The organism is Prevotella disiens (genome assembly GCF_900454955.1).
GTDB classification, from domain to species: domain Bacteria; phylum Bacteroidota; class Bacteroidia; order Bacteroidales; family Bacteroidaceae; genus Prevotella; species Prevotella disiens.
The window spans coordinates 360,803-386,650 of the sequence record NZ_UGTL01000001.1 but is presented as its reverse complement, the minus strand read 5'-3'; the positions used below and the strand labels follow the sequence as shown (position 1 = coordinate 386,650).

Below are 25,848 nucleotides of genomic sequence, written 5' to 3'. Positions count from 1 at the left end.
TTCTCACCACACTTGCTTGTTAGTAAGAAATAGTAATACTTTTAATTGACAATCTATAACAAATGCTTACAGCTTCAATTCAGGCAAGCTATTTATCGCCTCCGACTTCAATTTATCCACAGCACGAGTATATTTCTCCGTGTGCTTTAATCCACTATGCCCTAAAAGACTTGCAACGGTCTTGATGTTGGCGCCATTATTAAGGATATTTACCGCAAAGCTGTGGCGAGCACAATGCCAACTGATATGTTTGTTGATGCCTGCACGTTTTACCCATCGTTTCACAGATTTACAGCAGCTCTCATACGAGGGAAGATTGAATATAGAAGAATCCAAATCGTCTGGAGCTTCGCCTATCAATGATAGCAATCCATCGTTCAGAGGAATAACTACACCACTATACGCCGAATGCCCTTTAGTCTTGTTCTGCTCAAATTTCAATAGGCGGTTGGTGTAATCAATGTTCTTATAAGTTAGGTCTTTCACATCGCAGAAGCGCAGACCACAATACAGACAGAGGATAAATGCTCGTCTGACATTTGGGTTTTCATTATCGTAATGGCATTGAATCAGTGATTGGATTTCATCCATAGACAACACATCTTTACGCAGAATCTGTTCATCCACTTTGCATACCACACCCTTACAGGGGTCTTTCAGCATCACTTCGTGATCAATAGCATAACGCACCACTTTCTTGAAACGCTGATAGATACTCTTTGCTCCTTCACCAACACTTCTTGATTGCAAATATTCAACAAAGTGTTCCATCATATCCTTGGTTATTAGTTCGGGCTTAATACTGAACTCATAAACTGGATATTGCTCTTTCAGAAAATCCTTAAAACGATTCAAGGCTATCTTTATCATCCGCAGGTCTTTCTTTGTATAGCAATCAATGTAAGCCTGATAATAGTCTAAGAAGTTAACATTTCTGTCTTTCTTCAGACGATAACCAAGCATGCTCTCCTTAAACTGTTGTTCACGCTCCGCACGAATTTTGGTGGCCAGTTCAAGCGTTTCTTTGTTTTGTTGTCGTTCTATAGGAGTACGGGGCTTAGCAATCAAGTACAACTGCAAGTTTTCTTTTCGCCTATTGTGCTTGATGTGTACTTTGGGCTTACCCACCATTTTACCTGTTTCATACAAAACAGGATTACCATTATCATCCAAAACAGGCGTTTCTTCTCTACCAAGATAATACTCAAGATAAAGACTTATCCGACCATCAGAAAGAGTATTTTGTTCCAATTTCGGGTTTTCCTTTGCTTTATTTTCTAATTTTGCCATAGTTGATAGTTATGTACCTAAATGCGTATCAAACCGAGTAAAATCATTAACTCGTTTATTTTCAGATGTTTTCTTATTTTGCAAAGATACTAAAAAGTTTGAAATATCAAAGTGTACTAAAAGTGTACTATCTAACAAAAAACAGGCAAAAAAGGGCAAAATCACCAAATATAAGAAAATTGCAAATAGCTGATTATCAATATAATATATTCTTTTGGTTTCTCTTGTTTTCACGACATTGTACCGGGTCTGGGTACTAGAAGAAAAGCTAAGTAGTTTATTATTAAACACTTAGCTTTTTCTTATTTTATAAATGTTCCCAAATTATTCCCAATCAGAATATTATGGGATTAAATAATAACCTAATATAAACCTAATAAAATGGAAAAAGTAGAAAAATTCAAGAGACTCTGTCAAGAATTACAGAAAAGAAAATTAGATTTAGACAAAGAAGTCAACAAAAGACCTTGGCGGCATTCAGTGAGGCGAACGATGCGTTGAACGCAAAGTCTAACTGGCTCTTGTGTCTTGCCTGACAATCCATAAGTCCCGTAAACTGCTTGCTGTCGCGATAGCAGAACTCTATCTGGAAACGAGTGCGGTATGTCTTCAATACTTCCTCACCCATCATTGAGAGTTTTGTCGAGAAGAACAACTTGCACTTTCCACCGGGCATTCGCCAGATGACAAGTCGCACCCTCTTCTTCAGAGCCTTGGCATAAGCCTCGAGGGTGTACGCCTTTCCGTCCAGTCCATCAATGTGCAGTTCTTCCATGCATGAGGGGTTGAGGTTTGCCAAGTCAATCTTGTCTCCCTTGACTCTTGGTCGTCCACGCCTCTTTTCCCTCTTGGGAATGTAATGCAGGCAAGCGTTGTCACGGAAGCGGCTGACCAGATAGAAGTCAAGATCCGATATGCCCTTCTCGAACGTGGATGTGGAGAAGAATGCATCAGCCACTACTATATCGGTGATACTCAGCAGTTTCTTTGAATACCGCTTCATAACACTGATGTAATATTCGACGAGTGTCTTGTTCCTCATCTTCAGCGCGGAGTTCCCTATTGTCTGATGGGCACGCAGCATCATGCACTTGTTGTTGGCAACATCCAGCAAGCCGACGCCCATGATTTCAAGTCCGTGCTTCACCGCCCCTGCACATCCCGACCAGAACCGTCCGATATGAGGAGTCTTCTTCCCGGCCTTGCTGATATAGCATGGGTCTATGGCAATGGCAAGTAAGCCTTCCATTTCCAACACACGCCTTGCAAGAGACAGGTTCAACAGAAGCCAATCAATGCAGTCTTTCTTCTTGCGGTTGAAATTCTGACGATAGGTCTGCTCGCCGTGCTTGCCGTAGCGAGCCATCTGTGTGAAGTTTATCTTTCTGGGTAGAATCATGTATAAAGTTAGTATCTCGATGAGCAGAGTCTGGAAAGTTTTTGCTAACTTTGCACCAGATTCTTTCATTGATGCACGGATTGCATTCTTGAGGATCTCCTCATATTGGCTAAGTGGTTCTGAAATCATCATACTTTTAAAGTCTTGAATAAATTATAAAGGTACTGAAAATCAGACGCTCAGCCAAATTTATTTAGTTATGTTTTGTTAATCAACTCGCTCATTTTCAAACAATTATGTGATTATTAACAGAGTATTGTAATAAAAACTGCCAATGGTATTATTGTTACCATTGGCAGTTTTTTAATAGTTATCTTATTTATTTTTCTTTTAATAGATATACTTACTCTATGCTTCACTTTTATTGCATATTATAAGTATGCACGCTTACGCCTTGTGCAGATGGCAGATAGTTTATACCCCACCAACACATTTGCAGGAGAGCAAAGTTGATGATAAGTATCCACATAGCCACTTCTAAGTTGCAATTCTTACGCAAACGATAATGAATATAAGTAAGATAAGCCAACCAAGTGGCAGCTGCCCAAGTTTCTTTAGGGTCCCATGCCCAGTAGTGGCCCCATGCTTCTTTTGCCCAAAGAGCACCTGTAAGCATACCCAACGAGAGAAATGCCCAACCTATATAAACGAGATTGTCTGTTATATCGAGCTCCTTGTGGGTTACTATCTTGCTTTTCTTGAAGAACAACAGATAAACAGCCATCACGAAAGCACCGCCCAAGAGTGCATAAGCAAACATATAGATGATGACGTGTGGTGCAAACCAAGGACTCTGCAAAGCAGGCATAAGGGTTTTGCTATGAATTTCTGGTTTCAGAAGATTGAAGCAAATGAAAACCAGAGAAAGCACTGTGGAAAATGACAACAGCCACTTATAATCCCAACGACTGTAAACAATGATGCCTGCTAATGGCAGGAAGAAAGAATACCACAAACGTGTTTCGCCCATAGTACGCATTGGAGGACGGTCGAGAGCTATCCACATAATGAGGATATAACTGAAAAATACCGCCAATCCGACTATCGTAGCACTATAAGCAACTATCTTCTTATCTTTCCATGCGGCATAAGCACCTGTTGCCCAAAGCAACACAGCTGCTACAGCAAAATATATAAAGTAATTCCAGAACGCTATCATTTCTTATCTTCCTCCTTCTTATATTTATTACGACCTGCTGTGATAAACATGAGAACTGCACCTATGAGCAACAGATAGATGCCCACATAAGTGGCAGGCAACCAAGGGTCGGATACGAGTTCATACACGCTGAGGGTGCTCCACTTTCCTTGTTCCTTGTTGAAATCAAGCTGATAAATCTTCCACGAACCAATTGAAAATGGCTTGTTCACTTCAATATGCGCCTGAAAGGCATTACCATCTTGAGTGTAGACGTTTACATCTGACGCATAGCGCAATGGTTCGCGAGCCGACATTGCTATTTCAGTCTTATCGTCAAGCTTTAAACTCGACATTGGGAACATATAACTTCCCGAACTTACCCATCCTTTCTTTACTGCACTACCCTTCTGTGCCTTGATTAGAATGGCTGTAGCGGCACCTTTACCCTTATACTCAACAAATCCGCCAGCATTGATGCGCATTCCCAAATCATCCATTTTCATCATCTGCATCATCTGTGCCGGCATTCCTTTCATCATCTTGAGCATAGTTGCAGGCATGGCGTCCTCAATGTATTTCTCCACTGTGATGTTCCAACCTAAAAGTTCTTCGGAAGTGAAATTTTGCTCAATAATGATATTCTGCGGTTTGTCTTTGGGTAGAACCTTGCCAGTCTTGCTATCGAATATCGCCAACTTTGGAGGATATTCGTCAATGGTAAACTTCTGCAACTCTATGGCAAGTGGCAACTCGTGTACCTCTTGATAATCATCGATTCCACGCCATTCGGGTTTACCTTCTTCGCAATACATCTTGAGACGTTGCATATCGGCAGAACCTAATGTACCGCAAGTTACGAAGACAAACAATCCTAAGTGGCTGATGAGCGAAGGAATAAATCGCTTCTGGAAGTGCATAAGCTGTTGGATACCCACCTCTGCTACAATTACAATGTTCCAAAGATAGATGAAAACGAAAGGCCAGAAGCTGAGCATACGGGTAAGTCCGATAGGGTCTACAGCAGGACGACCTTCAGGAACTTGGCGGCTCAAGCCCATAATAATGGTAAGTACAGACGCAGCAGCAAGTGCTGGCACTGCCGCCTCTACTTGCGTCATAAACTTAAAAAGATATACTTTAGAGCGGAAAGCATAGAACAGTCCTAACGCTACTATAAGTATTGCCAATGCAATAATATTGGCTGGCCACATAAAGACAAGCCATTCCACAGGGCCTATAGAAACTTGTAATAGGGCTCCTGTAATCAGAAGCCCTACACTTATAGCAATTCCCTCGCGGTATTTCCAAGGTTTATTCCACATACCTTAATATGTTTATGTTCAAAGTTTAGAGATTTATGCCCCACACATTACATTTCCTTTGTAATGAATCTGCCATTCTTCTTGGCTGTCTTCACCCATTGAGGAACTACATTATCAATAAAGTTCTTCTTCTGAGCCTTGAGTTTCTTCATATCAAGACCGATGTAGCTTTGAGCTTTATCCTTAGTAGAAATGTCTGGCATTGGCACTTCCTTGCTGTAACCATGGCGAGCCAATACACGAGCTATATCAATACGTGCTGTCTGCGCATAGTTTAGGGCTACACCAAGCAGGCGAGTAACTTCCTGTGGTGCGTGGAAGCTGGCACCATGGCTTGCCACTGCATAGTCCCAACGCCATTGGCTCTTGCGCAGTGCGGTCAATATTGGTTCCATTTCCTTTTCAGTTGCTCCCTTCTCCCAAGCAAACTTAGCCTCGATATGTGCACGAGCCAACTCTTTCTCTACACGGTTACGAATATCAAAGACTTTCTCTTGACGCTCATATACGTTCTGACGCAATGTTTCTTCGCTTTGACGGTGGCAAGTCTGACAAGTGCGGTTGATATTTGCCAATGGTGATGTGATGTGGTGACTGGTGTACTTTATACCACCTTCTTGAATATAAGGCATATGGCAATCAGCACAACTCAATCCGCGTTGAGCGTGAATACCCTGCTTGAAAATCTCGTAACCTGGGTGCTGAGCTTTCAGAATCTTAGCTTTAGATAGTGGGTGTATATAATCGTAGAATCCAATAGAGTCATAATATTCCTCAGCAGCTTCACAAGTGAGTCCCTTATCCTGTGGGAACTTGAGATAGTTACCGTTGTCCTTTTCGAAATAATACTCAGTGTGGCACTGTGCACAAACCAATGAACGCATTTCCTGGTGGCTTGCCTTCTTCACGTCCTTACCAGCACGTTGCCAAGCTTCATAAAGAGCAGGACGAGCAGGTCTCAAATCCATATTGCGAGCATCGTGACAGTCCGAGCAACCTACTGAATTCATAACTTCGTTACCCCACTGGCTCCACTTAGCAGCATAGAAAGCATTCTTGCCTTTCTCACGCATCAAGCGAGGAACATCAGGACCTTTACAAGTCCAGCAAGTACCAGGCTGCATATCCTCCTGCCCATCTACGCCTGGCGAACCTGTACGCAAAATCTTGCGCAAATCCTCAACTGCATGACGATGCCCACGAGGAGTATTGTACTCACGAGAGAAAGCATAACCAGCCCACAGAATAACCATTTCTGGGCGTTGTGCCAATACATCAACCTCTTGCGAAGAGTTGTACTTACTCACAAAAGAAGTGTCTTCAGTCATTGCCCAAGTCTGATATTCCTTGGGGAAATCCTCAGCAAACTTCTCATTCTGACTCACAATTGAGTCGGTCATCACTGTTCGGCGATTGTTGAACACTGAGGCAACTTCTGCGCGACGCTCCAACATAGAAGAGCAAAGCATGCCCAGAATAAAGATGATAGCCATTGCTCCGCCGAAGAGCAACCATCCTTGCCATTTCTTTAACTGTTTAGCCATATTGTTAGATTTTTATTTTTTTTCGAGTAAATTCTGCAACCATTGTGGTACAGGAGATGGAGGTATAGGCACTTGCGTTTCGGCATTCGGGGTTCTGCTGAGTGTATTCATACCGCCGTGAGCAACTTCACGGTGGCAATCCCAGCAAGCCTTACCCTCGCCACGTTTTGCTTGCATATAATCAATCTTTCCTGTCTTTACGAACTCTGTATTAAGTTGTGTGTGGCAACGTATACAGTTGTCCATTATCACTTCTGAAGAAGCTTCTTCAGCCATAATAGCCTGATGCTCTGAACGGGTTACAAAGTAAGCCACATGCTTCATACCGTCCATACCTTTAAATAGGTATTTAGCAGCTATGCTTGAGTGTGGCACATGGCAATCGTTACATGTAGCATCTCGTCCGTGGCTGGAATGCGCCCATGTAGCATAATAAGGAGCCATAATGTGACAGTTTACACAAGCAGCGGGGTCGTCGCCCACAATATAAGTGTGCATACGCAGAAGATAGAAAAACTATCCTCCTAATCCCACAATGACACCCGATATAACAAGCGATACCACCTTTTGGCGATAAGTCAGTTCGGGAAACCATGATGTAAGCTTTCGCAGATTCATTGTGATATATATTTTTTATTATCCTCAAATCCGCAACTTAACTTTTCAACGTCCTTCTTGCGTGTACACATCCTCTCATTACTGAATTTGCAGATAATTAGAACTGAAATCCCCCACTTCAGCCTACAACATCCCCTTACCCCACAATGCGACTTGAGGCAATACGCAGTATCATACCCATAAATTGTAGGCGTTATCCAAAATCTGTCTGGAACACATCCGCGTAAGCATTGTTACAAGTATAGATATTCAGCACATACTGCCTTGATGTCCTGATCCACTTTGCTGGTACAGAGACAAACCTGAAGACAAGCGCTTTTATGCGGCTTGTTGTATTGAGTCCGAACCTCTTTACATCAAGTCTTTGGATAATGGCCTTGTAGAAGTTACGGATAAGTGCTGTAAGAAGAAGGAACACGGTGTTCTCTGCCATGAAGGATTTGGGCAATCGGTCCCATCCGAAACCATTGTTCATATCATCGAAGATACGTTCCTTTCCCCCTCGAAGGTTATAGAACTCGACAATCTCTCTTACGGAAGATACATAGTCGTTAGTCAGGATACAACGGTATGTGTATTCTCCTTCCCAGAGATCCAATACACCATCCAACCGTTTCTGTCTTTGAATCACAAGTCGGTATGCTTTACCCTTCCACTTTTCAATAAGGATAGAGTTCAATTCGAACTCAATGCCATTGATTTCCTCAGTTTTCCAACCTCTGAGAGCAAAGATTTCATTGTAGAGCGAACTGCAGCGGTTTGCGCGGATATAGAAGGATTTGCAGTGTTCCTCTACTTCTTCTACGATTTCCTCGGAACATGATCCACAGTCAGCTCTGAAACGATTGATAGTAAGGCCGTTCTGTTCAAATCTCTCAAAGAACCTCTTCAGCGTGTCCTTCTGATGAAAACGAACATTTGTGTTGCCATCGCTATTCTCAATGCCAACGATTAAGTCGCCAATAACCGCCACGCCAGGGCGATAACCAGGGAACTTCTTGTATGTAGGCTTTGCATCATACTTCTCTGTCTCTATGAACTGATGGTCGAAATCAACATCATACATCTCGTCCTCTTTCAGTTGGCCAGATGCAAACATACAATTGAGCAGTAAAGTATTGAGAGTGTCAGCCGTGTTGAAATCGTAGTTCTTACCCGTATCTGACGTGTATGAGATGTTTTCTTGCGTCAGCTCCTTTATCGCTCTGAGGATAGTATCAGAGCTACAAGTTCGAAGTGTCGGATGAAGCGAGAGATGGCTCATCAAATGAGTAGTGACATCCTCAACACATGAGCCACCACAGAAGTAGATACTCATGAGTGAACGGATGATTTCGCTGTACTGATAACCGAATGATCTACACCTTAGACCGAGGGTCGAGTCGATTACAGATGACAATGTGGAGTCAAATTGCTCCATGATTGAAAATATTCCTCCAAAAGGAGTGAGTTTATCGGATTTAATATGTATTTTTGCCATGCCATATCAGAGTTTTGCTTGCTTGTTTTGCAACACTAAGATAAGTGAATTCTTTGACATGGCAAAATCCTGGGCAACTTTTTGTTGCTCAGGTACTTAAAAAGTTTAAGTTATAATAGTGTTGCGGAATTAAGGATTATAATAATTTCAATTATTAACCTTATGGGGGCAAAGATAGTTAAATTTATGCAAGCTACCAATAGTTTATCCTCATTTATTAGGATTTAAATTTGTAATAAATGTTTAAAATATTAATATATTGTAAAAGATGCACCTATAACCACAAATGTTACCTTTTACCCCAAATTTACCAAATATTTTTGCAAATTAAAACATAAGAAACTATTAACAATAGTTCGTTAAAATTTGAGTATATGGCTACGCAGCCTTAGGCTGCCAGCCAATGAGTTCTTTGACAATCTTACTAATTAAAGTTCGGTTCGGTCGGCATCGGGATATGTCGAAAATTAATTTCGTATAGTTCGCATTGAACATCAACGACTTAACTTTTGCCATGGAATTGTCCATGCCATTGTCTTTCATGAAGACCTTGGCGGCATTTAGTGAGGCGAACGATGCGTTGAATGCAAAGTCCAGCTGGCTCTTGTGTCTCGCCTGACAATCCATAAGTCCCGTAAACTGCTTGCTGTCGCGATAGCAGAACTCTATCTGGAAACGAGTGCGGTATGTCTTCAATACTTCCTCACCCGTCATTGAGAGTTTTGTCGAGAAGAACAACTTGCACTTTCCACCGGGCATTCGCCAGATGACAAGTCGCACCCTCTTCTTCAGAGCCTTGGCATAAGCCTTGAGGGTGTACGCCTTTCCGTCCAGTCCATCAATGTGCAGTTCTTCCATACATGAGAGGTTGAGGTTTGCCAAGTCAATCTTGTCTCCCTTGACTCTTGGTCGTCCACGCCTCTTTTCCCTCTTGGGAATGTAATGCAGACAAGCGTTGTCACGGAAGCGGCTGACCAGATAGAAGCCAAGCTCCGATATGCCCTTCTCGAACGTGGATGTGGAGAAGAATGCGTCAGCCACTACTATATCAGTGATACTCAGCAGTTTCTTTGAATACCGCTTTATAACACTGATGTAATATTCGACGAGTGTCTTGTTCCTCATCTTCAGCGCGGAGTTCCCTATTGTTTGATAATCTCAAAAATTGATGCAAACATATTTTTCTTTTTTTGCGCACATAGACTTTGTTTATTTCAGAAAAAAACATTACATTTGTCTCCATATCAACAGAAAACTGCTCCCCCACCACCTTTAGAAGATGTTGAGGAGTCGATTCATGAAAAAAAGCAATATGATAGACGACATTTTAACATTTAACAAACAGTTCGTGGCAGAAAAGCGATACGAAGAGTATATCACATCTGGGCAGCCCAATCGAAAGTTGGCGGTGCTCACCTGCATGGACACCCGTCTCACCGAACTCTTGCCCAAGTCAATGGGATTGAAAAACGGCGATGCCAAGATTATCAAGGTGGCAGGCGGCACCATGATTTCGCACTACGACTCGGTGATGCGTTCGCTCTTGGTGGCAGTGTACGAATTAGGATGCGAGGAAATCATGGTGGTGCATCACTCCGATTGTGGACTATGCCACATGGAGGCGCACCATTTCGAGGACCTCATGAGAGAAAAAGGGGTGACAGACGAAGCCTTAGAACAAGCAGCACAGTTTGTCAACCTCGACGAGTTCCTCCACGGCTTCGACGACATCGAAGCTGATGTGCAACGCATGGTCGAGGCTATCAAGCAACATCCGCTCATGCCACGCAACTTTGTCGTGAGGGGATTCATGATAGATTCGCTGACAGGAGAACTCACCGAAGTGGTGTGAAAAGCAAAATTGCTTGACAATATATAAGCACTATCGCTTGACAATATAAAAGCGTGCCACTGCTTGTGAACTACCGATGCTACCCTTGTTTTTGGCATCGGAGGCGCAGAGTCAATCAGCAAGTGCAAAATTATAAAACGTATTTGAAGAATTCACACTTTGGAGTAGAAAAGTTTAATTTTTCTCTCGGTCTTTCGTTCAATTTCTTTTGTATCGACATAATTCCTGATGAACCTATTTTTATGTTCTTGCTCATATCAAATACAAGTGAATTTTAAAACCTATTGTTTTGGCATTCAAAATAGGCTATTTTGGAACTCAAAACAATAGGTTTTGAAAATAAAAGCATATCAACCATTATTTCAGAGGAATTTTTCTATTGGTTTAAAAGAACTTAAGGAAGCAAACGTGGTTTACGCTTGTGATAAATCCAATCACGCCTATAAGTTCAATAAGGATGAGAAATTAAACCAACGATTTCGTTAAGCCAGACGAAGCATGCAAATGAGTGAAACGAAATTTGTACATGCTCGTGGCGAGAAATCGCACTTTGAAAAAGAACGATTTCGTTAAGCCAGACGAAGCATGCAAATGAGCAAAACGAAATTTAAACATGGTCGTGACGAGAAATAGAACCTTTCGAGCAATGATACTTTGTAGGGGCGTGATTTATCACGTTCCTCTCCGCAAATTTAGTATATTAGGAACGTGATAAATCACGCCCCTACAAAGTATCATAACTTGCCAGAAAGCAGCTATTTTGCTCTCTAAAAAAGAACCTCTAAAGAAAAGCAGTCGTTTGAAGAAGTTCATATTACACTTCATCAACGTACCTGCCAAATGGATTAAGACAGGAAGGAGATACGTCTTAAACCTATACACACCTCAAAAGTATTATATCAAGATTTTTAAAGAATAGCTTCAAACTCTTTGCTGAATTTTATCTTCCCCATTTCCTATGGGTAAGGGAACTTGTGTCCAATAACCAACCTATTTGTAGTAAGTTGAGTAAAAAATGACAAATCGACCTTTCTCGTAGGGTTAAATGAGACGCAAACAAGTTTTGAAACAAACAAGGAAATTGTTTGCGGAAATAAGGATAATGATAAAAGGCTTACGTCTCCTTATACCATTTCCACGACTCATAGGCAAGCGTTATGCTCAGCACAACCAGCATGGGGTGGATAAAGAGCTGTGGAAACTCGAAAGTGAATATAAGCTCCGTGCAATGTGCTGTGCAAAATAGTGCAATGAGTGCGGCAAGGCAGAAATGCACTAACTTATACCGACTTTTGCAGGCATAGAGCGAAAGCAGCAGTCCCGTCATCGGCAAGGTGAAAGAAACGACCGCCATCAGCACAAGCATCGACATAGGAGCCACACCGTCATTGGAGATTGCTATGTTTGCATTCCAGAAAAGGGGTATCATATCCATTAATGAATGTGCAGACATGCCTGCAATTATCGATACCCAGAGAATAGAGATTTTGAAATTTTCTTTCATCGTTGAAGTTTTTTATCAAGACCGGCTATCAAGCCGGCTTTTGGGTTTATGATTAGGTTTGCTATATGCGTGGAGTTCAATCATTCGCCTTAGTTCTCCTGTGCAGTTTGCTCTTTATCCAAAGATAAAAGCCGAGAACAATGAAGACCGCGAGAATTGCAATCATCTGCAACCTGTACTTCTCGGGCTCAACCCAGAATTCCTTAAAGAAATTGATGCGACCGAGAATTTCCACGGGCGTCCAGAATACGATGACCGTGGCTATCGCCATACGTATGTTTGCTCCCCACGAGGCGATGTGCAGTTGGCGGCGCAGCATCAAGAGGGAACCTATTAGGCAGACCAGACCGACAAGAAACGTCACGGGATGATGGTCGCCGAGGAAGTTCTTGTCATAACAGAACATCAGTAACAGGTACAGTCCCCACAGCATCATGTTGAGTTCCATGAACGTGACGATGCTCGTGTGGCGTGTCATAGGTTGCACCACCACAACCTTGCGCTTGCTTCGGAAACATACCTTTTGTATCCATGTAATCAAGTCGCATCCGTTCTTTGTGCTGAACACATACATGGTCATCACCATCATCCACAAGCCAAACGAGGCAGGCATGATAAGGTATTCGGGCTTTGTTACCACCACGCCATTCTCTATCTCTGGCGGTACGCCGTAACGACGTGCATAATAGAGGAAGAGGAATTCGACCCAGCCCGTCCAGAAGAGCAGACCGCCAAAAAGTCCCCAAAGAGTTTGACGGGTGTCGCCCTTCACGAACACACCGATAATAACAAGGATTAATCCTACAAAACCCATCGCAAAACCTGCAACGTGCATGGCTCCTTCGCTCATGAACTTCTCCATCAATATCATCAGCGCATGACCTAAGGGCATAGCGAAAAGCACCAATAAAAATGAGGCGATGGTGCGCCACCAGTAGTATTCTCTTACTTTCTTATCCATATTATTGAGATATGTTATGATTGACTGATGCGATGTATGGCCTGCCGTATCATCGTGATGAGCTTTTGTGTTCCTAATCCAGACCGTTCTCCTGCCATCTTGATGGTAGCCTTTTTCAGAATCAATTTTCCCAATGCTGTTTGCAACATTTTAAAAGGTGCGTATTGCTGAGCCAAGGCTTCCTTTAGACCAGGATATTGAGAGAAAAGATCTTTGAGCATAGTGTCTTCGGTAATCTCTGCTATCTGTTTGTCGTCATCTTTCTCTGCTTTCATAGAGTCTGTCATTGTAGAGGTGGGTGGTGTGGCATACTTCTCTTTTTCGTCTGCCCATGTGAGAAGCGTCTGCGACCCAGTGAGAGTACGAATGCGAGTACAGTCTTGCATCACTTCAAGGATGCCTCTGAAATCGCCCTGCTTGTCTCTCACAGCATAATAAGTGATATAGATAAACAGATTAGGCTTGTTAATCCAAAATTCCGCCTTGTCCTGTTCGCCGCTTCGCATCTTTTCCACTATTTCACGAACGATGTGCACGCTCTTGCGTGGATGGCAGTTTTCTACTTTTCGCCCTATCACGTTTTTAGAGCGAGGAAATATGCGATGGTCGGTGTCAGAGTAGAATTGCACCAGTTCATCTTCGTTGACAAACGAGATGTCGAAAGGCAAATGCTGGTAGATGAGATTGATTTGCTCGAGCGTGAGCTTGCCTGTTGTCACGTCTAACGGTTGGTCGTGTTTCACGGCATAGCCATACTTCGCCAGCAGCGATTGCAGTTCTTGGGCAAAGCCGTCGGCAGGGCGGATGTTATCTTTCTTCTCTGTCTTTGCCACGTTGATAAAGGCAAAACCTATCTCTTGGTCTCCACTCTTCATTTCCTCAAATTCCTCTTCTTTGATTAAGGCGAGCGAGGTTGGATAGAGTATGGCCTCTTCTTTATCCATCAAGTCGCGGAGATAGGGTATCAGCTCTTTCACTTGTGCGACAAAAGTCTCTTCATCGTTAGCTTCAAGCAATGGTCTCAACTTCTTCACGCAGTTGGAAATCATGTCGTCAAAGGTCCACATGGTGACGGTGGGACGGTCAAATCCTTTCTTCTCAAGTATCGGATAGAGCTGGTTTTGTTTTCGGGTATAGTGTATGAGATAGGCAGAGGCTTTGTCCAACAGTTCCAACCATTGATTCTTAATCACAGGATACTGTACCAAGTCTTCGGCGGCATTCAGTATGCGACGCATCTCCTCATTCTCGCGATAGTAGTGACGAATGGGGTGATCATCAGGCAAGCTTGGAATGCTGTAATCCATCATCTCCTCCAATAGCTTGTTGAGTTCGGAAAGATTTTCCTTGAAACATTCCTCGGGGTCTTCTTCCGTCATTGTCTGCTCCATCAAGGCGTAATGATAGGGTTTCAGCTTGCCCACTTTCTCTTTCAGTTGTCGTTTGGCTTCCTCAAGCGAAATAGTTCCAAAAGCGTATTGCTTTTTGATGTCAGCCAAACATTGCAGTCGCTCCATCTCTATCTTAGGCAAGTGTCGCTGCATTTCACATATTTTCTTATTCATAGGAATTGTATTTTCACATTTATGATATAACGAGCAAATGTAAGCTTTATTTCAGCTCATCACAATAATAACTCATCTGTCCCCCCGTATCACCTATTTCAACATCGGCTTTGTACCAACTGATAATCTGTAGTTTGAAATATCGCTCTCCGTCGGCAGTGCGCACCACGTAGGTGTGAAACGAGGGAGCATAGACAGGCGGTGGCCCAGTAAAAGTCATCGCTTTTGCCAATATGGGGTTAGCATCTGTCTGTGTCGATGCGGGACCGCGATTGGGGTCGAACCAAGGATTCTGTTCAAAGTCGAGTTTATTAGCGATGAGATACTTGTTCCAGTCGTTTTGCGACATGGTGATATATACCGAATGGTCATCCACCACCCATTGCAAATTGGTTGGCAATTGCGCCACCGTTTTCCAAGTGTCGTAACTGCCGTATCCTAAGTCGGCGGCTCCGCCTTTTCCATTGCCCGATGTTCCGCTATTCGTTCGCATACGGTAGCCACAAAAGGCAATGTCCCAGTCGGTACGTTCCCGCTGTTCGCCCTCTTTAATGTCGCCATTGGGCTTGTCAAGGTTGAATATTTTTCCTGTGCGCAAATTGATGTACAGCCAATCGTTGGTAACGCCGGTAGTGTATCCCGTAACCCTTGGCAGCGTTTTGCCCGTAAACTCCTCCGCATCGTAACTCACGCACGAGGACAATGCTGTCGTTAAAGCGAAAAGTATGAATATGTATTTTCTCATTTCTTTATTTTTAATGATTTTACGATGTCATCAACAAGAAACTCCACTTGCACATATCCCTTTGCACCGCTGGTGGCAGGAACATTGAACATAGTGATGCCCGATCCCAAGGTGTGGGGCACATAGTTGAAGATGTTATCTACTCCGAGCGTAACTTTCACTTTGTTGTAGAATGTCTGCACCACTGCCAAGTTACAGAGTGCATAGGTAGGCAGCGTGCAGCGGAAATAGGCATCGTAGCTCTTATGATGTTCTTCCACCCACACACGATCTTGCACATCAAAGTTTTTCTCGCCCATGAGCGATGCACTGAAGATGGTTTTCAAGCGGTAGTTAGGCTTGCTATATACATAGTCGATGCTTGCCGTGGCAGCGTGTGGCGATGTGGTGTTCACCTGTATGCCGTTTTGCTTGCTTACGTTTACATAGCTGTATGTTCCATTCAGGGTAAACCGGTCGAGGAAGTGCCATTTCAGGATAGCCTCAATGCCCAGCATACGCTGACTGCTGAGGTTGGTGTATTCAAAGTTATACTGCATATCATAGATGTGCCATACTCCCTCTATCTTCTTTCTGAAAAAGTTTCCATAGGTGTTTACGTTGATGAAGAATCCGTTATGACTATACTCGGCACCCAGTGAAAAGTAATGATTCTTCTCGGGCTTCAAGTCTTCGCTTCCCCTAATTTGAAACATCCCTAAATGGTCCCAATTGAAAAAAAGTTCCTTGATGCTCGGTGCCCGGTAACCCATGGAGTAGTTGGCACGTATCGCCCAGTGGCCATCGGGAGAGTATTTTACCGCAATTTTGGGCATCCACATAAATCCGAAAGCTTTTGAAAAGTTGGTTCGCACGCCTGTGGAGAGCATCCAATGGGCATTTGCCGTCCATTCGTCTTGTACGAAGTACTCCGTCTCGTGCAGGGCGCGTGTGGTCATTTTCCGATTTACGAATCGGTCGCTAGTGAGTTCATCCGAAGTATGTTCCACTCCAAGTATGATGCTGTGTCCGCTGAAATAGTTACTGGTCAGCGTGAGGCGTGGCTCGAATATCTTGCTCTTATAAACCTTTTTGCGTTCATCGATACGCTCGTGCCGTTTGAAACGGTCGTAGAAATCGTTGTGTATGCTAAGGTTTACGGTAAACCAGTCTTTTACATTATATTTCGCCTTAACGCCTGCCATGAAGTCGCGACTCTGCGAGAAAGTCATATCTTGTATCAAGTCGTATGAGTTCATGAAGAACATCGAACCATACATCTGTACCGACAGGTTTCTGTTGGGCTCGTAATAGAACTTCTGCGCTGCCGAGATATGCTCCGTTCCCTCAATGCCCATTGGCGAACGTGCCGCCACACTGGTGAGCGTGATGTCATGAGGCAGAAAGGGGTTTGCCTCCTTGGTATAGGTCTTGCGGTCATTATCTGCCTGATACATGTAGAAAGCATCGCTTTCACTATACCACACATCGGTTTGAGAGGTAAAGGCATTGTGTTTCACTCCTGCAGAGAGCCACGCCTGCAAGTTAGGGCGGTCGCTGTTCTTCTCAAACATATATAGAAAATCTTTTGGAGACGGTGTTTTGTAGTTGCGCTCGTTCATCTGTGCCCAGCGCATACCTGCCTGAATATCCAATGGTTTGGTCGCTTTTTTAGAAATAAGATTGATGACCGCACCCGAAGCACGACTGCCATACAGAGTACTGCTGGCACCCTTTACAATCTCCACACGGTCAATGGCGTGCAGGTTAAAGCGTTCGTAGTCGAGGTTGCCTGCCATATCACCCGTCATTCGTTCACCGTCTTGCAGAAAAAGAACGTGGCGCGCATCCAGTCCCTGCATTGAGATTTCGTTGCCGAAACCCACTTTCTGAATGTTGAGTCCTGGTGTCTCTTGTTGCAGGGCATGTTGTAGGTCGCTGTACCCTGCATCAACGAGTGCCTTTCCGCCCAATACCTGTGTGGTGATGGGCGACAGTTTTACGGGACGCTCTGTTCGTGAACCTGTTACAACGACATCGTTCAGGTGCAGCACGTCTTCGCGCATAACAATCTTTATGTTGTTTTCCTGTGACGGCACACTTCCTTTTACGGGGACGAAGCCCGTTGCATGGACATTATAGTATAGTTCCTTTCCCTTTTCTATACTTAATATCACCTTGCCATCAATGTCGGTAATGGCATTCTTAACATCCAACATCTCTTTGCTCGTGGCATATTGCACAGTAGCCCCTACCAAAGGTTGCTGCGTATCTTTTTCAAGTATGGTTATCCTTACCATGCGCTGTGCCTGTGCGCTTATCGCCAAAAGCAGGCAAAGGAGTAAGAATAAGAATCCTTTCTTCTGCATCGTTTCTTTTTATTTTTGAAAAAGGAAGTGAAAGCACTCACAGTCCCTCACTTCCTTTATTATCATATTTGTAACGTATTACAATCCGTGTTCCTTCTTATAGGCTGCCAAGTCCTTCTCGTATTGGGCAAACTCGGCTTCGTAATTGTTGATACGGTTCTTGTCGATGGTCTGCAAGAAACACTCGGAACGCACGTTCATCATATTGTAATCGACTATGAATGTAATCTGGTTCGTTTTCACATTCAGATAACCTTCTACACCTGCGCCACTTCCTTGCTGTACTCCGGAATCATCTTTAGGATTTCCCGTAACGCTACCGTCCTTACCCTTAAACTTTATCCAACCATCGCCTTTATACTCATCTTTCTCCCAAGAATTGAGTTGCATAAATTTACATTGGCATGAGAAATACACAATCAATGGCATCTTGCCTACGGTAAAGCCCTCGAGTGAAAGTTTCATTGTCTTATCGTTCACCCAATCAAAACTAAATTTTGTAGGACATCCATTTGGCAATAATGTTTTGTCAACCCCACTCATCGTAGCTTTGGTAGACAAAACAATCTCACCATTCAAGATGTTTTTTGCCTCATTGAAATATTCCTCTATCGGATCTTTCTGTTCTAAATTCTCATCACTACTACAAGAAGAGAATCCCGCAAAAAGAACTGCAATAAGGCAAAATAAACTTATATTCGTAACAAACTTTTTCATCATTATAGCTAAAAATTCCCATCAAAAGTTACAGATGCAGGGAAGACAGGAACAGATTGCCAACCTGCGTATGTGTCAAGAACGAAATGGAGTTCATTATTTACAAGAGAGCCTGTAAAACTGGATAATTTAATTTTAATGGGTAATCCACCATCCAACAACATCAATTTACCGGCATAACCGCCTATGGGGGTCGTTGCTGTAACAACTCCGTTGTTGATAGAAACTTTAAGTTCTACTTTGATTGTTCCCGGCATCTTGCCAATAGGTCCCACTGTACCTGCCAAGTCATACAAGTTACCACCGGTGCTTATCAATGTAAAGCTCTGATTTGTAGCATTATTGTATGATTTCCCATTCATAGTAATGTTACTCAACGTACCATTGTAAGTACCTGTCTGCGCATTAGAATTTACTGCAAATCCTAAAATGCTGATTACTATCAATATGGTAGAAATAAAAAAATGTTTCATCTTTTTTATGTTTTGTTAATTATTAATTAGTGATGACCATTCAACTCCATCTATGTAGCCACCACCACTGGACAAGACCTTGAGATACTTCTTGATAAAGTCTTTTGTTTCCTGTCTGTCAAACACGTCTTGCGTACACGCAAAAGAGGTTTTTTTATCGTAGGTATGAAATTCCGTCAATTCCGGATAGGTAATACGACAATTCGCAGATAAACCGCCAAGTTCCAAATTGGATATCATCTTAAATTTGGACAAATCTACCTGCTCTATACTCTTCATATTCGCAAATGTTATCATATAAGAACGCAACCCGCTTTTTTCCGGTAAAGCTATCTTTTTCAAATCCGGGCATTCTACAAAAACAAGTGAGGAACCACCGGGACCATCCTGTTCCTGTTCTATTGCTCTCTGACCAAACAGGGTACTATGGCTTAAATCTATTTCGCTAATACCGCTAACCTTTACCCATAGGAAACCTGTCATGTTTGTAGCATCCTCAAGATTGATTCCTTCAGAGGCATCCACGTCTGTCAATGACAAGGTCATGAGACCGCTACAGGGTCTTAGGTACGGGAGTTTCGCTTTGTTTGTCAGGTTTACAGTAAGAAGTTTGCCGTCCCAATAAGGATTGTTCACAATATATTGTACCCCTTCCAATGTTGTAGCAGTGGCAACTCCATACCACTTATTAAATACACAGGCATTCGACCTTTCTTTGTTGCTTAACCGCTTGCTGATGTCAATATGAATACCGTCTTCATCAAAGATGCTGGAAAAGTATTTTTTGAAATTAGCCTTTATATTCTCATCAGGTATCTCGCGAATGGTATTGTATTTCTGCAAGTCGCCTTTTGCTGTTTCCATCTTCACGTCTATACTGCCAGACTCAATCTCAGCCTTCTTCTCTCGATAGAAACGCACAAGGTCTTTGATATTAAACTTTGCCGTCTGTGGCAAGTACAATTTCGTGATTTTGTGCAGCTGTGTTACGGTTTCATCACCATTCTCTTCCGTCTTTACATTCACCAGTCCTTCAAAGTCATAAATGTTGTTGCCCGTCAAATCTACACTAGTAATTTGTGCCGGCAGTTGGGCAAAGTCGAAAACAGGTCCATACCCATTATTGGAGAGTTTCACCTCCTTCAGGTTGGGCAGAATGTCAAGTCCGCTGAGATCTTTGAGTTTGGTTCCGCTTAAATCCAATGCGGTGGTTTTCTCCGCCAAGTCGTTGAGTTCCAACTTGCCGTCTTTGTCAAAGGTAAAGCCCCTCGTTTTCAGAATGTTCATTAACTCTGTGTTTTTAAGGGATTTTGTACTGTAATTAATTGCCTCGTCCTTGCTACATGAGGCAAGTCCCATCACAAGGAATACCAATACTGGTAATGTTAAATTCTTTACTATTTTCATTTTCGATAATAAATTAATTGTTTTGAGTTGCAAAGGTAGACATCTTGTTTGGATTTCACAATACCTATTTTTTATGATTTTATTTTTGTTTTTGCAATCCTCATTTATTAGGATTTTTCTGAAATAATGGTTGATATGCTTTTATTTTCAAAACCTATTGTTTTGAGCTCCAAAATAGCCTATTTTGAATGCCAAAACAATAGGTTTTGAAATTCACTTGTATTTGAGATATGAGCAAGAACATAAAAATAGGTTCATCAGGCATTTGGAGTGATAGATATAATCAACGTTGTCGTAGAAGATAACAAACCTCCATTATAACAGCTTTATACAAAAGGATTTAACAATGTCGCACAGCAGTTCGACAACGCTGACTTTAGAAAAGCTTGAATTATGATTTTTTGTTTTTATAAAATGGCTTTTTATAGGCTTTTAGTGGAGGCTATTACTTCGTAACTATATGAATATAAGAGCTTATGGTTCATCACTCCAAATTTCGGAAGAACATAAAAATATTTCAATGACAGATGAAGTAGAAGATAAATTGGTAAAATTCATTTCATCTAATGAACAGGCAAAACAACTTACTGTTACTTGGTTTGGAGGAGAACCATTGTTAGAATTTAAAAGAATTGTAAGTTTGACAAAAAAAATGCAAGCATTAAATCTTGATTATCAAGCTGATATGATTACCAATGGCTATCTTTTAACCGAAAAAGTTGTTGCAATGTTGCCTTCATTATCTATTTCCTCTTTACAAATAACAATTAATGGCATGAAAGCTGTCCACGATAGCCGTAGATGCTTAAAATTGGGTGCGCCTACTTTTGATAGAATATATGTTTTGTAAGTTATTGATTTTCAAATATAAAGTTACAAAAAAACAACGAGATTACCAACCTTTTTTACTTATTCTTATCCTGAGTTCAGGTTAATAAATGGTAAAAGGTGATTGTCATCACGACAACCACCTTTTTGACTAAACTTAATCTACAAACCTGAGTTTTATTCTAAATGATGAATTTCTATATCTAAAATGTTTATTCTTTCTAAAATTATTAGCCAAATTCAAGTCTTTAACCCCTCTTTGACTAATTTTTAGCAAATATACATCTTTTTCTTTTACCCACCAAATTCTTTCAACGAAATGCCTTATTTCTTCAATGAATTCCTAAATATTTATCCACAAAATACTAAAAACACACTTTTGGGCGATTTTTTATGGTTGACTTTCTCCTTCAATATATTCCTCTAAAAAAATATGTTCACCGTCGAAAACGACATAAGTAAACTGCCAAATCCAATCACCCAATATGAACATGCGCACTTTTCCCTCCAATTCTAAGTCGAGTTTGATGTGCCGATGCCCGTAGATGTAGTAATCCACGTTCTCGTGGGTTTTCATATATTCTTTGGTGTACCTTACTAAAAACTCTTTATCTTCTCCCATGAAGGGTTCTTCCTTGCCATCGGCTCGTTTCATTCGGCTTTTTTTTGCCCAACCGAGTCCTAATTGCATACCCCACCAAGGGTGGAAAAAGTTTAAAAGTCGCTGACATGCACGGTTATGGAATACTTTTCGCAACATTTTAAATAGTGGGTCAGGGTCGCCAAGTCCATCTCCGTGTGCAAGATAGAATACTTTATCGTGAATTTCTGTGGTGATATCGCTTCTGTGAAGGATTACTCCGCACTCTTTTTCCAAGTATCCGTAAGTCCAAATATCGTGGTTTCCAATGAAATAATGCACCTCAACGCCACTATCAGTCAATTCGGAAATCTTTCCCAAGAAGCGTGTAAATCCCTTTGGAACAACATATTTGTATTCGTTCCAAAAGTCAAACATATCGCCCAATAAGTAGATAGCCTCTGCCTTATCTTTTATGCTGTCCAGAAAACGTACGAGCCTACGCTCTTGAGTTCGCCTGTGTTGTATGGCAAGCGAACCCAAATGGGCATCGGAAAGGAAATATACATTCTTCATTTTCTGTGCGTTCTATTCGTTTTTATACTTTTATTCGAAACCAAGTTCTACTCTTGCCTCTTCCGACATCATACTTTGGTCCCAAATAGGCTCAAAAACAAGGTTAATGTTGGCAACTTTAACGCCCCTAACTCCCTCTACTTTTGTTCTTACATCTTCAAAAATGTAGTCAGCAGCAGGACATGAAGGCGATGTAAAGGTCATATCCATATCCAAAGTGCCATCTTCTTGGACATCAATCTTGTATATCATGCCGAGGTCGTAAATGTTTACGGGAATTTCAGGGTCATAAACCGTTTTTAAAACCTCTACAATATTATTTTCTATTCTTGCTTTTTCTTCTTGTGTCATTTTTATTTTTTCTTTTTTATAGAGCACTTCATCGTTCTATCCATAAGCAATGATAATGCAAAGCTATTGCAAACGAGGGCAAAGAAAATGTATTTTCAATTTGCCGAGTGCAGCTATGGGTTATGCAAAGATAGCGATTTAATTTTATAATTTCGCCCTCTGACCTATGAAAGTTGTTGTATGCACTAAAAAAAGAGATGGCCACTCTATTTTTTAGTTTCTTTTCATGATACCCGTGTCTGTATCTTTGTGTTCCTTGCGCTTTTTTGTGTGGCTTTTTTGCTTTCCAAACTCTAATTTCCATGAAAGATTAAAGTTTAAAAGGTTACCAAAATCGTTTCCACGCTGTACAATATCTTTTGAAACAAAGCGATTTAAAATTTGGGCGTGGAGGTTCTTCGGATTTGTTATAAAAGGATTTTGCCAATAAAGCGACAACTGTAAATTGCCCACTTGATAGCTCCCACCAACGTAAATGGCACTGCCAGAATGGGATTTAGTTTCACCTTCGTTAAATTCCCAACCATTATCAGCGTATGCGCTTAGTGTAAAACGTCCTAAATAAGCCTGAAGATTGGTTATAAAGTTGAAGGTTGTCAAGCTGTGTTTATAATCATCTCCCTCGTTTATGAATCGGTAAATAGCACCATTTAACCCTATTTCCAATACGTCAGGAATGATTTTAAAGTTGATATAATCGGAAACAGACCACATGGTGATGCGTTTCTGATTGGCTTGCATATAGTAAAACTGGTCGTCAGAGGTGCGTATGTATTTTGACATATTCGGATTTGAATTGATACGCAGGAAAGCATCAAACGTATTTGTGTAGCGTGGTTGGACATAGGTTAAGCCAAACGTATGTTCTACCACCTTGTTAGGTTCTACATTAGGGTTTCCAATGCGCCACTCACGACTGTTTTCACGAATTTTTGTATTACTAATCATTGCCATTCGCGATATATGCTCAAAAATTTCAAAGCCGTATCGTAATGTAAGAACTTGCGAAATATGATAACTCAAGGTGAATTTTGGACGAAAAAGCCAATAATTATATTTGTCAGCAGCTTGTTTATAGCGAGCATTTGTAACGCCTAATCCCGCCGTATAACCTAAGTTTTTCCACATTCCTTTGGCTTCCGTAAACATGTAAAGCGTGGAATAATCCATTTTGTTTAGCGATTCTACATTGCCTAAATATTGGTTTTTAATGTGTTTTAGCGAACCTTTCAGTCCCATAGAAACCGTGAATGGGCGTAGTTTCTGTTCGTAAATGAGTTCAGAATAGAGCGAACGCATGCGCCCGTCTACTTTATATATATAAGATGTAGCCTCGTTGAAATAATTATCGCCTTTGGTTTCGATGCTCGTACCTACTAAATTAGCTGTCAAATTGCTTGTTTTTCCCAATCGATGGTAATAATATAGGTCGAGCGTAGGGGCAAAACTTCGTTCATTATTTCGTATTTCCGAGAGGAAAGTAGCTTCGGGCGTAATGGTATGATAGGTTTTGTCAGCATTGAGCTGGTGGTTAAATCCTGTTGATAAAGTTGCTTGGAAAACATACGAAGCCGAATCAGCAAGCGTATATTTTAGTTGCAGGTCATTGTTAAACGCTCGATTACGGCTCGAAAGGTCGTTTCGCTCCATCTGATAAAGCGTATTGTTGTTCAGTAAATAGGTTGCTTTTTCTTTTGTTCTGTCCCCTTTAAAATCTTGATAATTAGACGAATAAGAAAGCGAAAAATCTGATTTATCGCTATTTAGTTTCGCATAAAACGTATTATTACCATTGATTGCCGTGAGCGAATTGCTTAAATCTATCCCGACAGATCCTCCTCGTTCTGCTTTCAGAGTGCGAATGTTCAGCACATAGCCCACTTCATTGCCATAACGCACACTGGGATTGTCAATAAACTCAATACTTTTCACCATTTTGGGGTCTAAACTAATCAACTCGTTTTTACTGATTATGATGCCATTCAAACGAATTTGCACCTCGCCTTTGTTGTTCAATGCACTGATTGTGTGCATAGCTTCGTCCACACGAAGATGCGGTAAAGCGAGTTTTGCCAACAAGTTGTATCCATTTGCCGACTTTTCGCATTGCTTTTTCGATGGAAAAATGAGTTGTCCGTTAGGTTTTTGCACCACCCTTGCCGCTTGAATAGTAATCTCTTTAAGTTCAATCGGTTGGTTTTTCGGGTCGGTTTTAATCGTGTCTGACAATTCTTTTTCGGTTAAATCGTGCTGAAAAGTCGTTGTAGCGGTTGCAAACGAAGTTGCCCACAAAGCACTTTGCCCTGTCATTGCAATTAAAAGTAAAGTAAAAAATCGTTTCATTGTTGTTGAATAATTTTAGTTTTGCTTGTCCGTCACCCTATTTGGTGTTATTGACAAGTCGTTCTATATTACTCAACAAAATTAGTTGAAACTACAAAAAGTAAGGAAAAACAAGGCTGACATGTAGCTGACAATCGCCTGACAGCTACATTTTACGGCGTTTTCAACCCACGAATGCCCCCTTGTTCGGCTAAAATGTTGTATCGAAAACGGTTTTTCGGCTCACTAATAACACCCGTTCTCTAACATCTAAATCCTTTCTCTCTAACGTCTAAACTCTATTTTCCTACTCTAATTACGGAAATTTAGAACAACGACTATTTTCCCCATTTTTTAAACATGCCGTTTTGCAGCTCAAAACCTATTGTTTTTTGCTTCAAAACCTATTGTTTTGCGTGGCGAAACAATATGTTTTTAAAATTAGCAAGATAACTCGTTGATTTTTAAAGACATACAAAATTGTTGAAAATTTCCACATTTTCAGCTGCAATAAAGATAATTTAGCCAACTTGTTTAAAAGTTCTTAATATTACATTTAAAGATTTATCATGATTAAAAAAACTTGTATATGTGATATATATGCCGAACTCAAATAAATATAGGCTGGTTCTATAAATTAGCTTTGTTAGATTTTGAACTTATTTTTGAGGTCAAAATGCAAGAGAGTGAAGGAGTGTAGCGAGCTACACGACTGAACGAACTTACATTTTGAACCCAAAAGAAGCCAAAAGATAACAAAACGTATTTCATAAAATTTAATGACAATATGCGGTGGTAATTTATAGAACCAGCCTATAGTACTTT

The 25,848-nt window shown here is 41.4% G+C and carries 20 protein-coding genes and 2 pseudogenes; 3 read left to right on the top strand and 19 right to left on the bottom strand.

Annotated elements, in window-relative coordinates; all coding sequences use genetic code 11:
• Positions 1-66: 66 nt before the first annotated feature.
• From DYI03_RS01605 to DYI03_RS01565, 8 genes and pseudogenes are all read right to left on the bottom strand, one after another.
• Positions 67-1,290 (bottom strand): site-specific integrase, encoded by a 1,224-nt coding sequence (locus DYI03_RS01605; RefSeq protein WP_021669115.1) that lies wholly within the window; start codon positions 1,288-1,290, stop codon positions 67-69.
• Positions 1,291-1,744: 454 nt separating this feature from the next.
• Positions 1,745-2,821, bottom strand: a complete 1,077-nt coding sequence (locus DYI03_RS01600) for a transposase (RefSeq protein ID WP_458693108.1) — start codon at positions 2,819-2,821, stop codon at positions 1,745-1,747.
• Between the two features lie 229 nt (positions 2,822-3,050).
• On the bottom strand, positions 3,051-3,848 hold the full coding sequence (ccsA, locus tag DYI03_RS01595; protein ID WP_021668119.1) for a cytochrome c biogenesis protein CcsA: 798 nt from the start codon (positions 3,846-3,848) through the stop codon (positions 3,051-3,053).
• Positions 3,845-5,152, bottom strand: coding sequence for a cytochrome c biogenesis protein ResB (locus tag DYI03_RS01590; RefSeq protein ID WP_021668118.1), 1,308 nt, complete (start codon positions 5,150-5,152; stop codon positions 3,845-3,847). Before DYI03_RS01590 ends, ccsA begins: the two co-directional genes overlap by 4 nt.
• Before the next feature lie 47 nt (positions 5,153-5,199).
• Positions 5,200-6,696, bottom strand: coding sequence for an ammonia-forming cytochrome c nitrite reductase (gene nrfA / locus DYI03_RS01585; RefSeq protein WP_021668117.1), 1,497 nt, complete (start codon positions 6,694-6,696; stop codon positions 5,200-5,202).
• 12 nt (positions 6,697-6,708) lie between these two features.
• Positions 6,709-7,314 (bottom strand): annotated as a pseudogene (gene nrfH / locus DYI03_RS01580) (cytochrome c nitrite reductase small subunit).
• Between the two features lie 193 nt (positions 7,315-7,507).
• Positions 7,508-8,794 carry an IS1380 family transposase gene (locus DYI03_RS01570; protein ID WP_115367856.1) on the bottom strand — a complete coding sequence of 429 codons (1,287 nt, stop codon included), beginning with the start codon at positions 8,792-8,794 and terminating at the stop codon, positions 7,508-7,510.
• Between the two features lie 378 nt (positions 8,795-9,172).
• Positions 9,173-9,919, bottom strand: coding sequence for a hypothetical protein (locus DYI03_RS01565; protein ID WP_244916328.1), 747 nt, complete (start codon positions 9,917-9,919; stop codon positions 9,173-9,175).
• A 187-nt stretch (positions 9,920-10,106) separates the two neighbouring features.
• On the opposite strand from DYI03_RS01565, the gene DYI03_RS01560 reads away from it, so the two are divergent.
• Together DYI03_RS01560 and DYI03_RS14005 are read left to right on the top strand one after the other, a co-directional pair.
• On the top strand, positions 10,107-10,646 hold the full coding sequence (locus DYI03_RS01560; protein WP_025064926.1) for a beta-class carbonic anhydrase: 540 nt from the start codon (positions 10,107-10,109) through the stop codon (positions 10,644-10,646).
• Positions 10,647-11,415: 769 nt separating this feature from the next.
• A pseudogene (locus tag DYI03_RS14005) lies at positions 11,416-11,565 on the top strand (IS1380 family transposase); the annotation flags it as partial.
• A gap of 195 nt (positions 11,566-11,760) precedes the next feature.
• Here the strand turns inward: DYI03_RS14005 and DYI03_RS01555 are convergent.
• The 8 genes from DYI03_RS01555 to DYI03_RS01520 form a co-directional block, all read right to left on the bottom strand.
• Positions 11,761-12,075: a hypothetical protein gene (locus DYI03_RS01555; RefSeq protein WP_147287657.1), complete on the bottom strand. Its 315-nt coding sequence runs from the start codon at positions 12,073-12,075 to the stop codon at positions 11,761-11,763.
• A gap of 151 nt (positions 12,076-12,226) precedes the next feature.
• Positions 12,227-13,111 carry a hypothetical protein gene (locus DYI03_RS01550; RefSeq protein WP_021669353.1) on the bottom strand — a complete coding sequence of 295 codons (885 nt, stop codon included), beginning with the start codon at positions 13,109-13,111 and terminating at the stop codon, positions 12,227-12,229.
• Positions 13,112-13,125: 14 nt separating this feature from the next.
• Complete coding sequence (locus tag DYI03_RS01545; protein ID WP_021669354.1) at positions 13,126-14,676, bottom strand: DUF438 domain-containing protein; 1,551 nt, start codon at positions 14,674-14,676, stop codon at positions 13,126-13,128.
• A 46-nt stretch (positions 14,677-14,722) separates the two neighbouring features.
• On the bottom strand, positions 14,723-15,421 hold the full coding sequence (locus tag DYI03_RS01540; RefSeq protein ID WP_025064743.1) for an HmuY family protein: 699 nt from the start codon (positions 15,419-15,421) through the stop codon (positions 14,723-14,725).
• Complete coding sequence (locus DYI03_RS01535) at positions 15,418-17,769, bottom strand: TonB-dependent receptor (protein WP_025064744.1); 2,352 nt, start codon at positions 17,767-17,769, stop codon at positions 15,418-15,420. The genes DYI03_RS01540 and DYI03_RS01535 overlap by 4 nt, the downstream gene beginning before the upstream one ends.
• A gap of 78 nt (positions 17,770-17,847) precedes the next feature.
• Positions 17,848-18,489 carry a DUF4903 domain-containing protein gene (locus tag DYI03_RS01530; RefSeq protein WP_004356095.1) on the bottom strand — a complete coding sequence of 214 codons (642 nt, stop codon included), beginning with the start codon at positions 18,487-18,489 and terminating at the stop codon, positions 17,848-17,850.
• 5 nt (positions 18,490-18,494) lie between these two features.
• Positions 18,495-18,959, bottom strand: a complete 465-nt coding sequence (locus DYI03_RS01525) for a hypothetical protein (RefSeq protein ID WP_021668167.1) — start codon at positions 18,957-18,959, stop codon at positions 18,495-18,497.
• A 15-nt stretch (positions 18,960-18,974) separates the two neighbouring features.
• Positions 18,975-20,366, bottom strand: coding sequence for a leucine-rich repeat domain-containing protein (locus tag DYI03_RS01520; protein WP_021668168.1), 1,392 nt, complete (start codon positions 20,364-20,366; stop codon positions 18,975-18,977).
• A 460-nt stretch (positions 20,367-20,826) separates the two neighbouring features.
• Here DYI03_RS01520 and DYI03_RS01515 point away from each other — a divergent pair, with 460 nt between their 5' ends.
• Positions 20,827-21,216, top strand: coding sequence for a 4Fe-4S cluster-binding domain-containing protein (locus DYI03_RS01515; protein WP_021669123.1), 390 nt, complete (start codon positions 20,827-20,829; stop codon positions 21,214-21,216).
• Between the two features lie 369 nt (positions 21,217-21,585).
• Here DYI03_RS01515 and DYI03_RS01510 read toward each other — a convergent pair whose 3' ends face one another.
• From DYI03_RS01510 to DYI03_RS01500, 3 genes are all read right to left on the bottom strand, one after another.
• On the bottom strand, positions 21,586-22,350 hold the full coding sequence (locus tag DYI03_RS01510; protein ID WP_021669122.1) for a UDP-2,3-diacylglucosamine diphosphatase: 765 nt from the start codon (positions 22,348-22,350) through the stop codon (positions 21,586-21,588).
• Between the two features lie 30 nt (positions 22,351-22,380).
• Positions 22,381-22,701 carry a metal-sulfur cluster assembly factor gene (locus DYI03_RS01505; protein WP_025064746.1) on the bottom strand — a complete coding sequence of 107 codons (321 nt, stop codon included), beginning with the start codon at positions 22,699-22,701 and terminating at the stop codon, positions 22,381-22,383.
• 213 nt (positions 22,702-22,914) lie between these two features.
• Entirely contained in the window at positions 22,915-25,044 is a 2,130-nt protein-coding gene (locus DYI03_RS01500) for a TonB-dependent receptor (RefSeq protein ID WP_021669119.1), read from the bottom strand.
• Between the last annotated feature and the right edge of the window lie 804 nt (positions 25,045-25,848).

Bases quoted from the DNA above. Each gene is read 5' to 3' on its own strand.
- DYI03_RS01535 (WP_025064744.1), bottom strand. From the start codon at position 17,769: ATGCAGAAGAAAGGATTCTTATTCTTACTCCTTTGCCTGCTTTTGGCG.
- DYI03_RS01520 (WP_021668168.1), bottom strand. From the start codon at position 20,366: ATGAAAATAGTAAAGAATTTAACATTACCAGTATTGGTATTCCTTGTG.
- DYI03_RS01555 (WP_147287657.1), bottom strand. From the start codon at position 12,075: ATGATACCCCTTTTCTGGAATGCAAACATAGCAATCTCCAATGACGGT.
- DYI03_RS01525 (WP_021668167.1), bottom strand. From the start codon at position 18,959: ATGAAACATTTTTTTATTTCTACCATATTGATAGTAATCAGCATTTTA.
- DYI03_RS01570 (WP_115367856.1), bottom strand. From the start codon at position 8,794: ATGGCAAAAATACATATTAAATCCGATAAACTCACTCCTTTTGGAGGA.
- DYI03_RS01545 (WP_021669354.1), bottom strand. From the start codon at position 14,676: ATGAATAAGAAAATATGTGAAATGCAGCGACACTTGCCTAAGATAGAG.
- DYI03_RS01500 (WP_021669119.1), bottom strand. From the start codon at position 25,044: ATGAAACGATTTTTTACTTTACTTTTAATTGCAATGACAGGGCAAAGT.
- DYI03_RS01560 (WP_025064926.1), top strand. From the start codon at position 10,107: ATGATAGACGACATTTTAACATTTAACAAACAGTTCGTGGCAGAAAAG.
- nrfA (WP_021668117.1), bottom strand. From the start codon at position 6,696: ATGGCTAAACAGTTAAAGAAATGGCAAGGATGGTTGCTCTTCGGCGGA.
- DYI03_RS01565 (WP_244916328.1), bottom strand. From the start codon at position 9,919: ATGAGGAACAAGACACTCGTCGAATATTACATCAGTGTTATAAAGCGG.
- DYI03_RS01600 (WP_458693108.1), bottom strand. From the start codon at position 2,821: ATGATGATTTCAGAACCACTTAGCCAATATGAGGAGATCCTCAAGAAT.
- DYI03_RS01550 (WP_021669353.1), bottom strand. From the start codon at position 13,111: ATGGATAAGAAAGTAAGAGAATACTACTGGTGGCGCACCATCGCCTCA.
- DYI03_RS01510 (WP_021669122.1), bottom strand. From the start codon at position 22,350: ATGAAGAATGTATATTTCCTTTCCGATGCCCATTTGGGTTCGCTTGCC.
- DYI03_RS01505 (WP_025064746.1), bottom strand. From the start codon at position 22,701: ATGACACAAGAAGAAAAAGCAAGAATAGAAAATAATATTGTAGAGGTT.
- DYI03_RS01515 (WP_021669123.1), top strand. From the start codon at position 20,827: ATGAATATAAGAGCTTATGGTTCATCACTCCAAATTTCGGAAGAACAT.
- DYI03_RS01530 (WP_004356095.1), bottom strand. From the start codon at position 18,489: ATGATGAAAAAGTTTGTTACGAATATAAGTTTATTTTGCCTTATTGCA.
- ccsA (WP_021668119.1), bottom strand. From the start codon at position 3,848: ATGATAGCGTTCTGGAATTACTTTATATATTTTGCTGTAGCAGCTGTG.
- DYI03_RS01590 (WP_021668118.1), bottom strand. From the start codon at position 5,152: ATGTGGAATAAACCTTGGAAATACCGCGAGGGAATTGCTATAAGTGTA.
- DYI03_RS01605 (WP_021669115.1), bottom strand. From the start codon at position 1,290: ATGGCAAAATTAGAAAATAAAGCAAAGGAAAACCCGAAATTGGAACAA.
- DYI03_RS01540 (WP_025064743.1), bottom strand. From the start codon at position 15,421: ATGAGAAAATACATATTCATACTTTTCGCTTTAACGACAGCATTGTCC.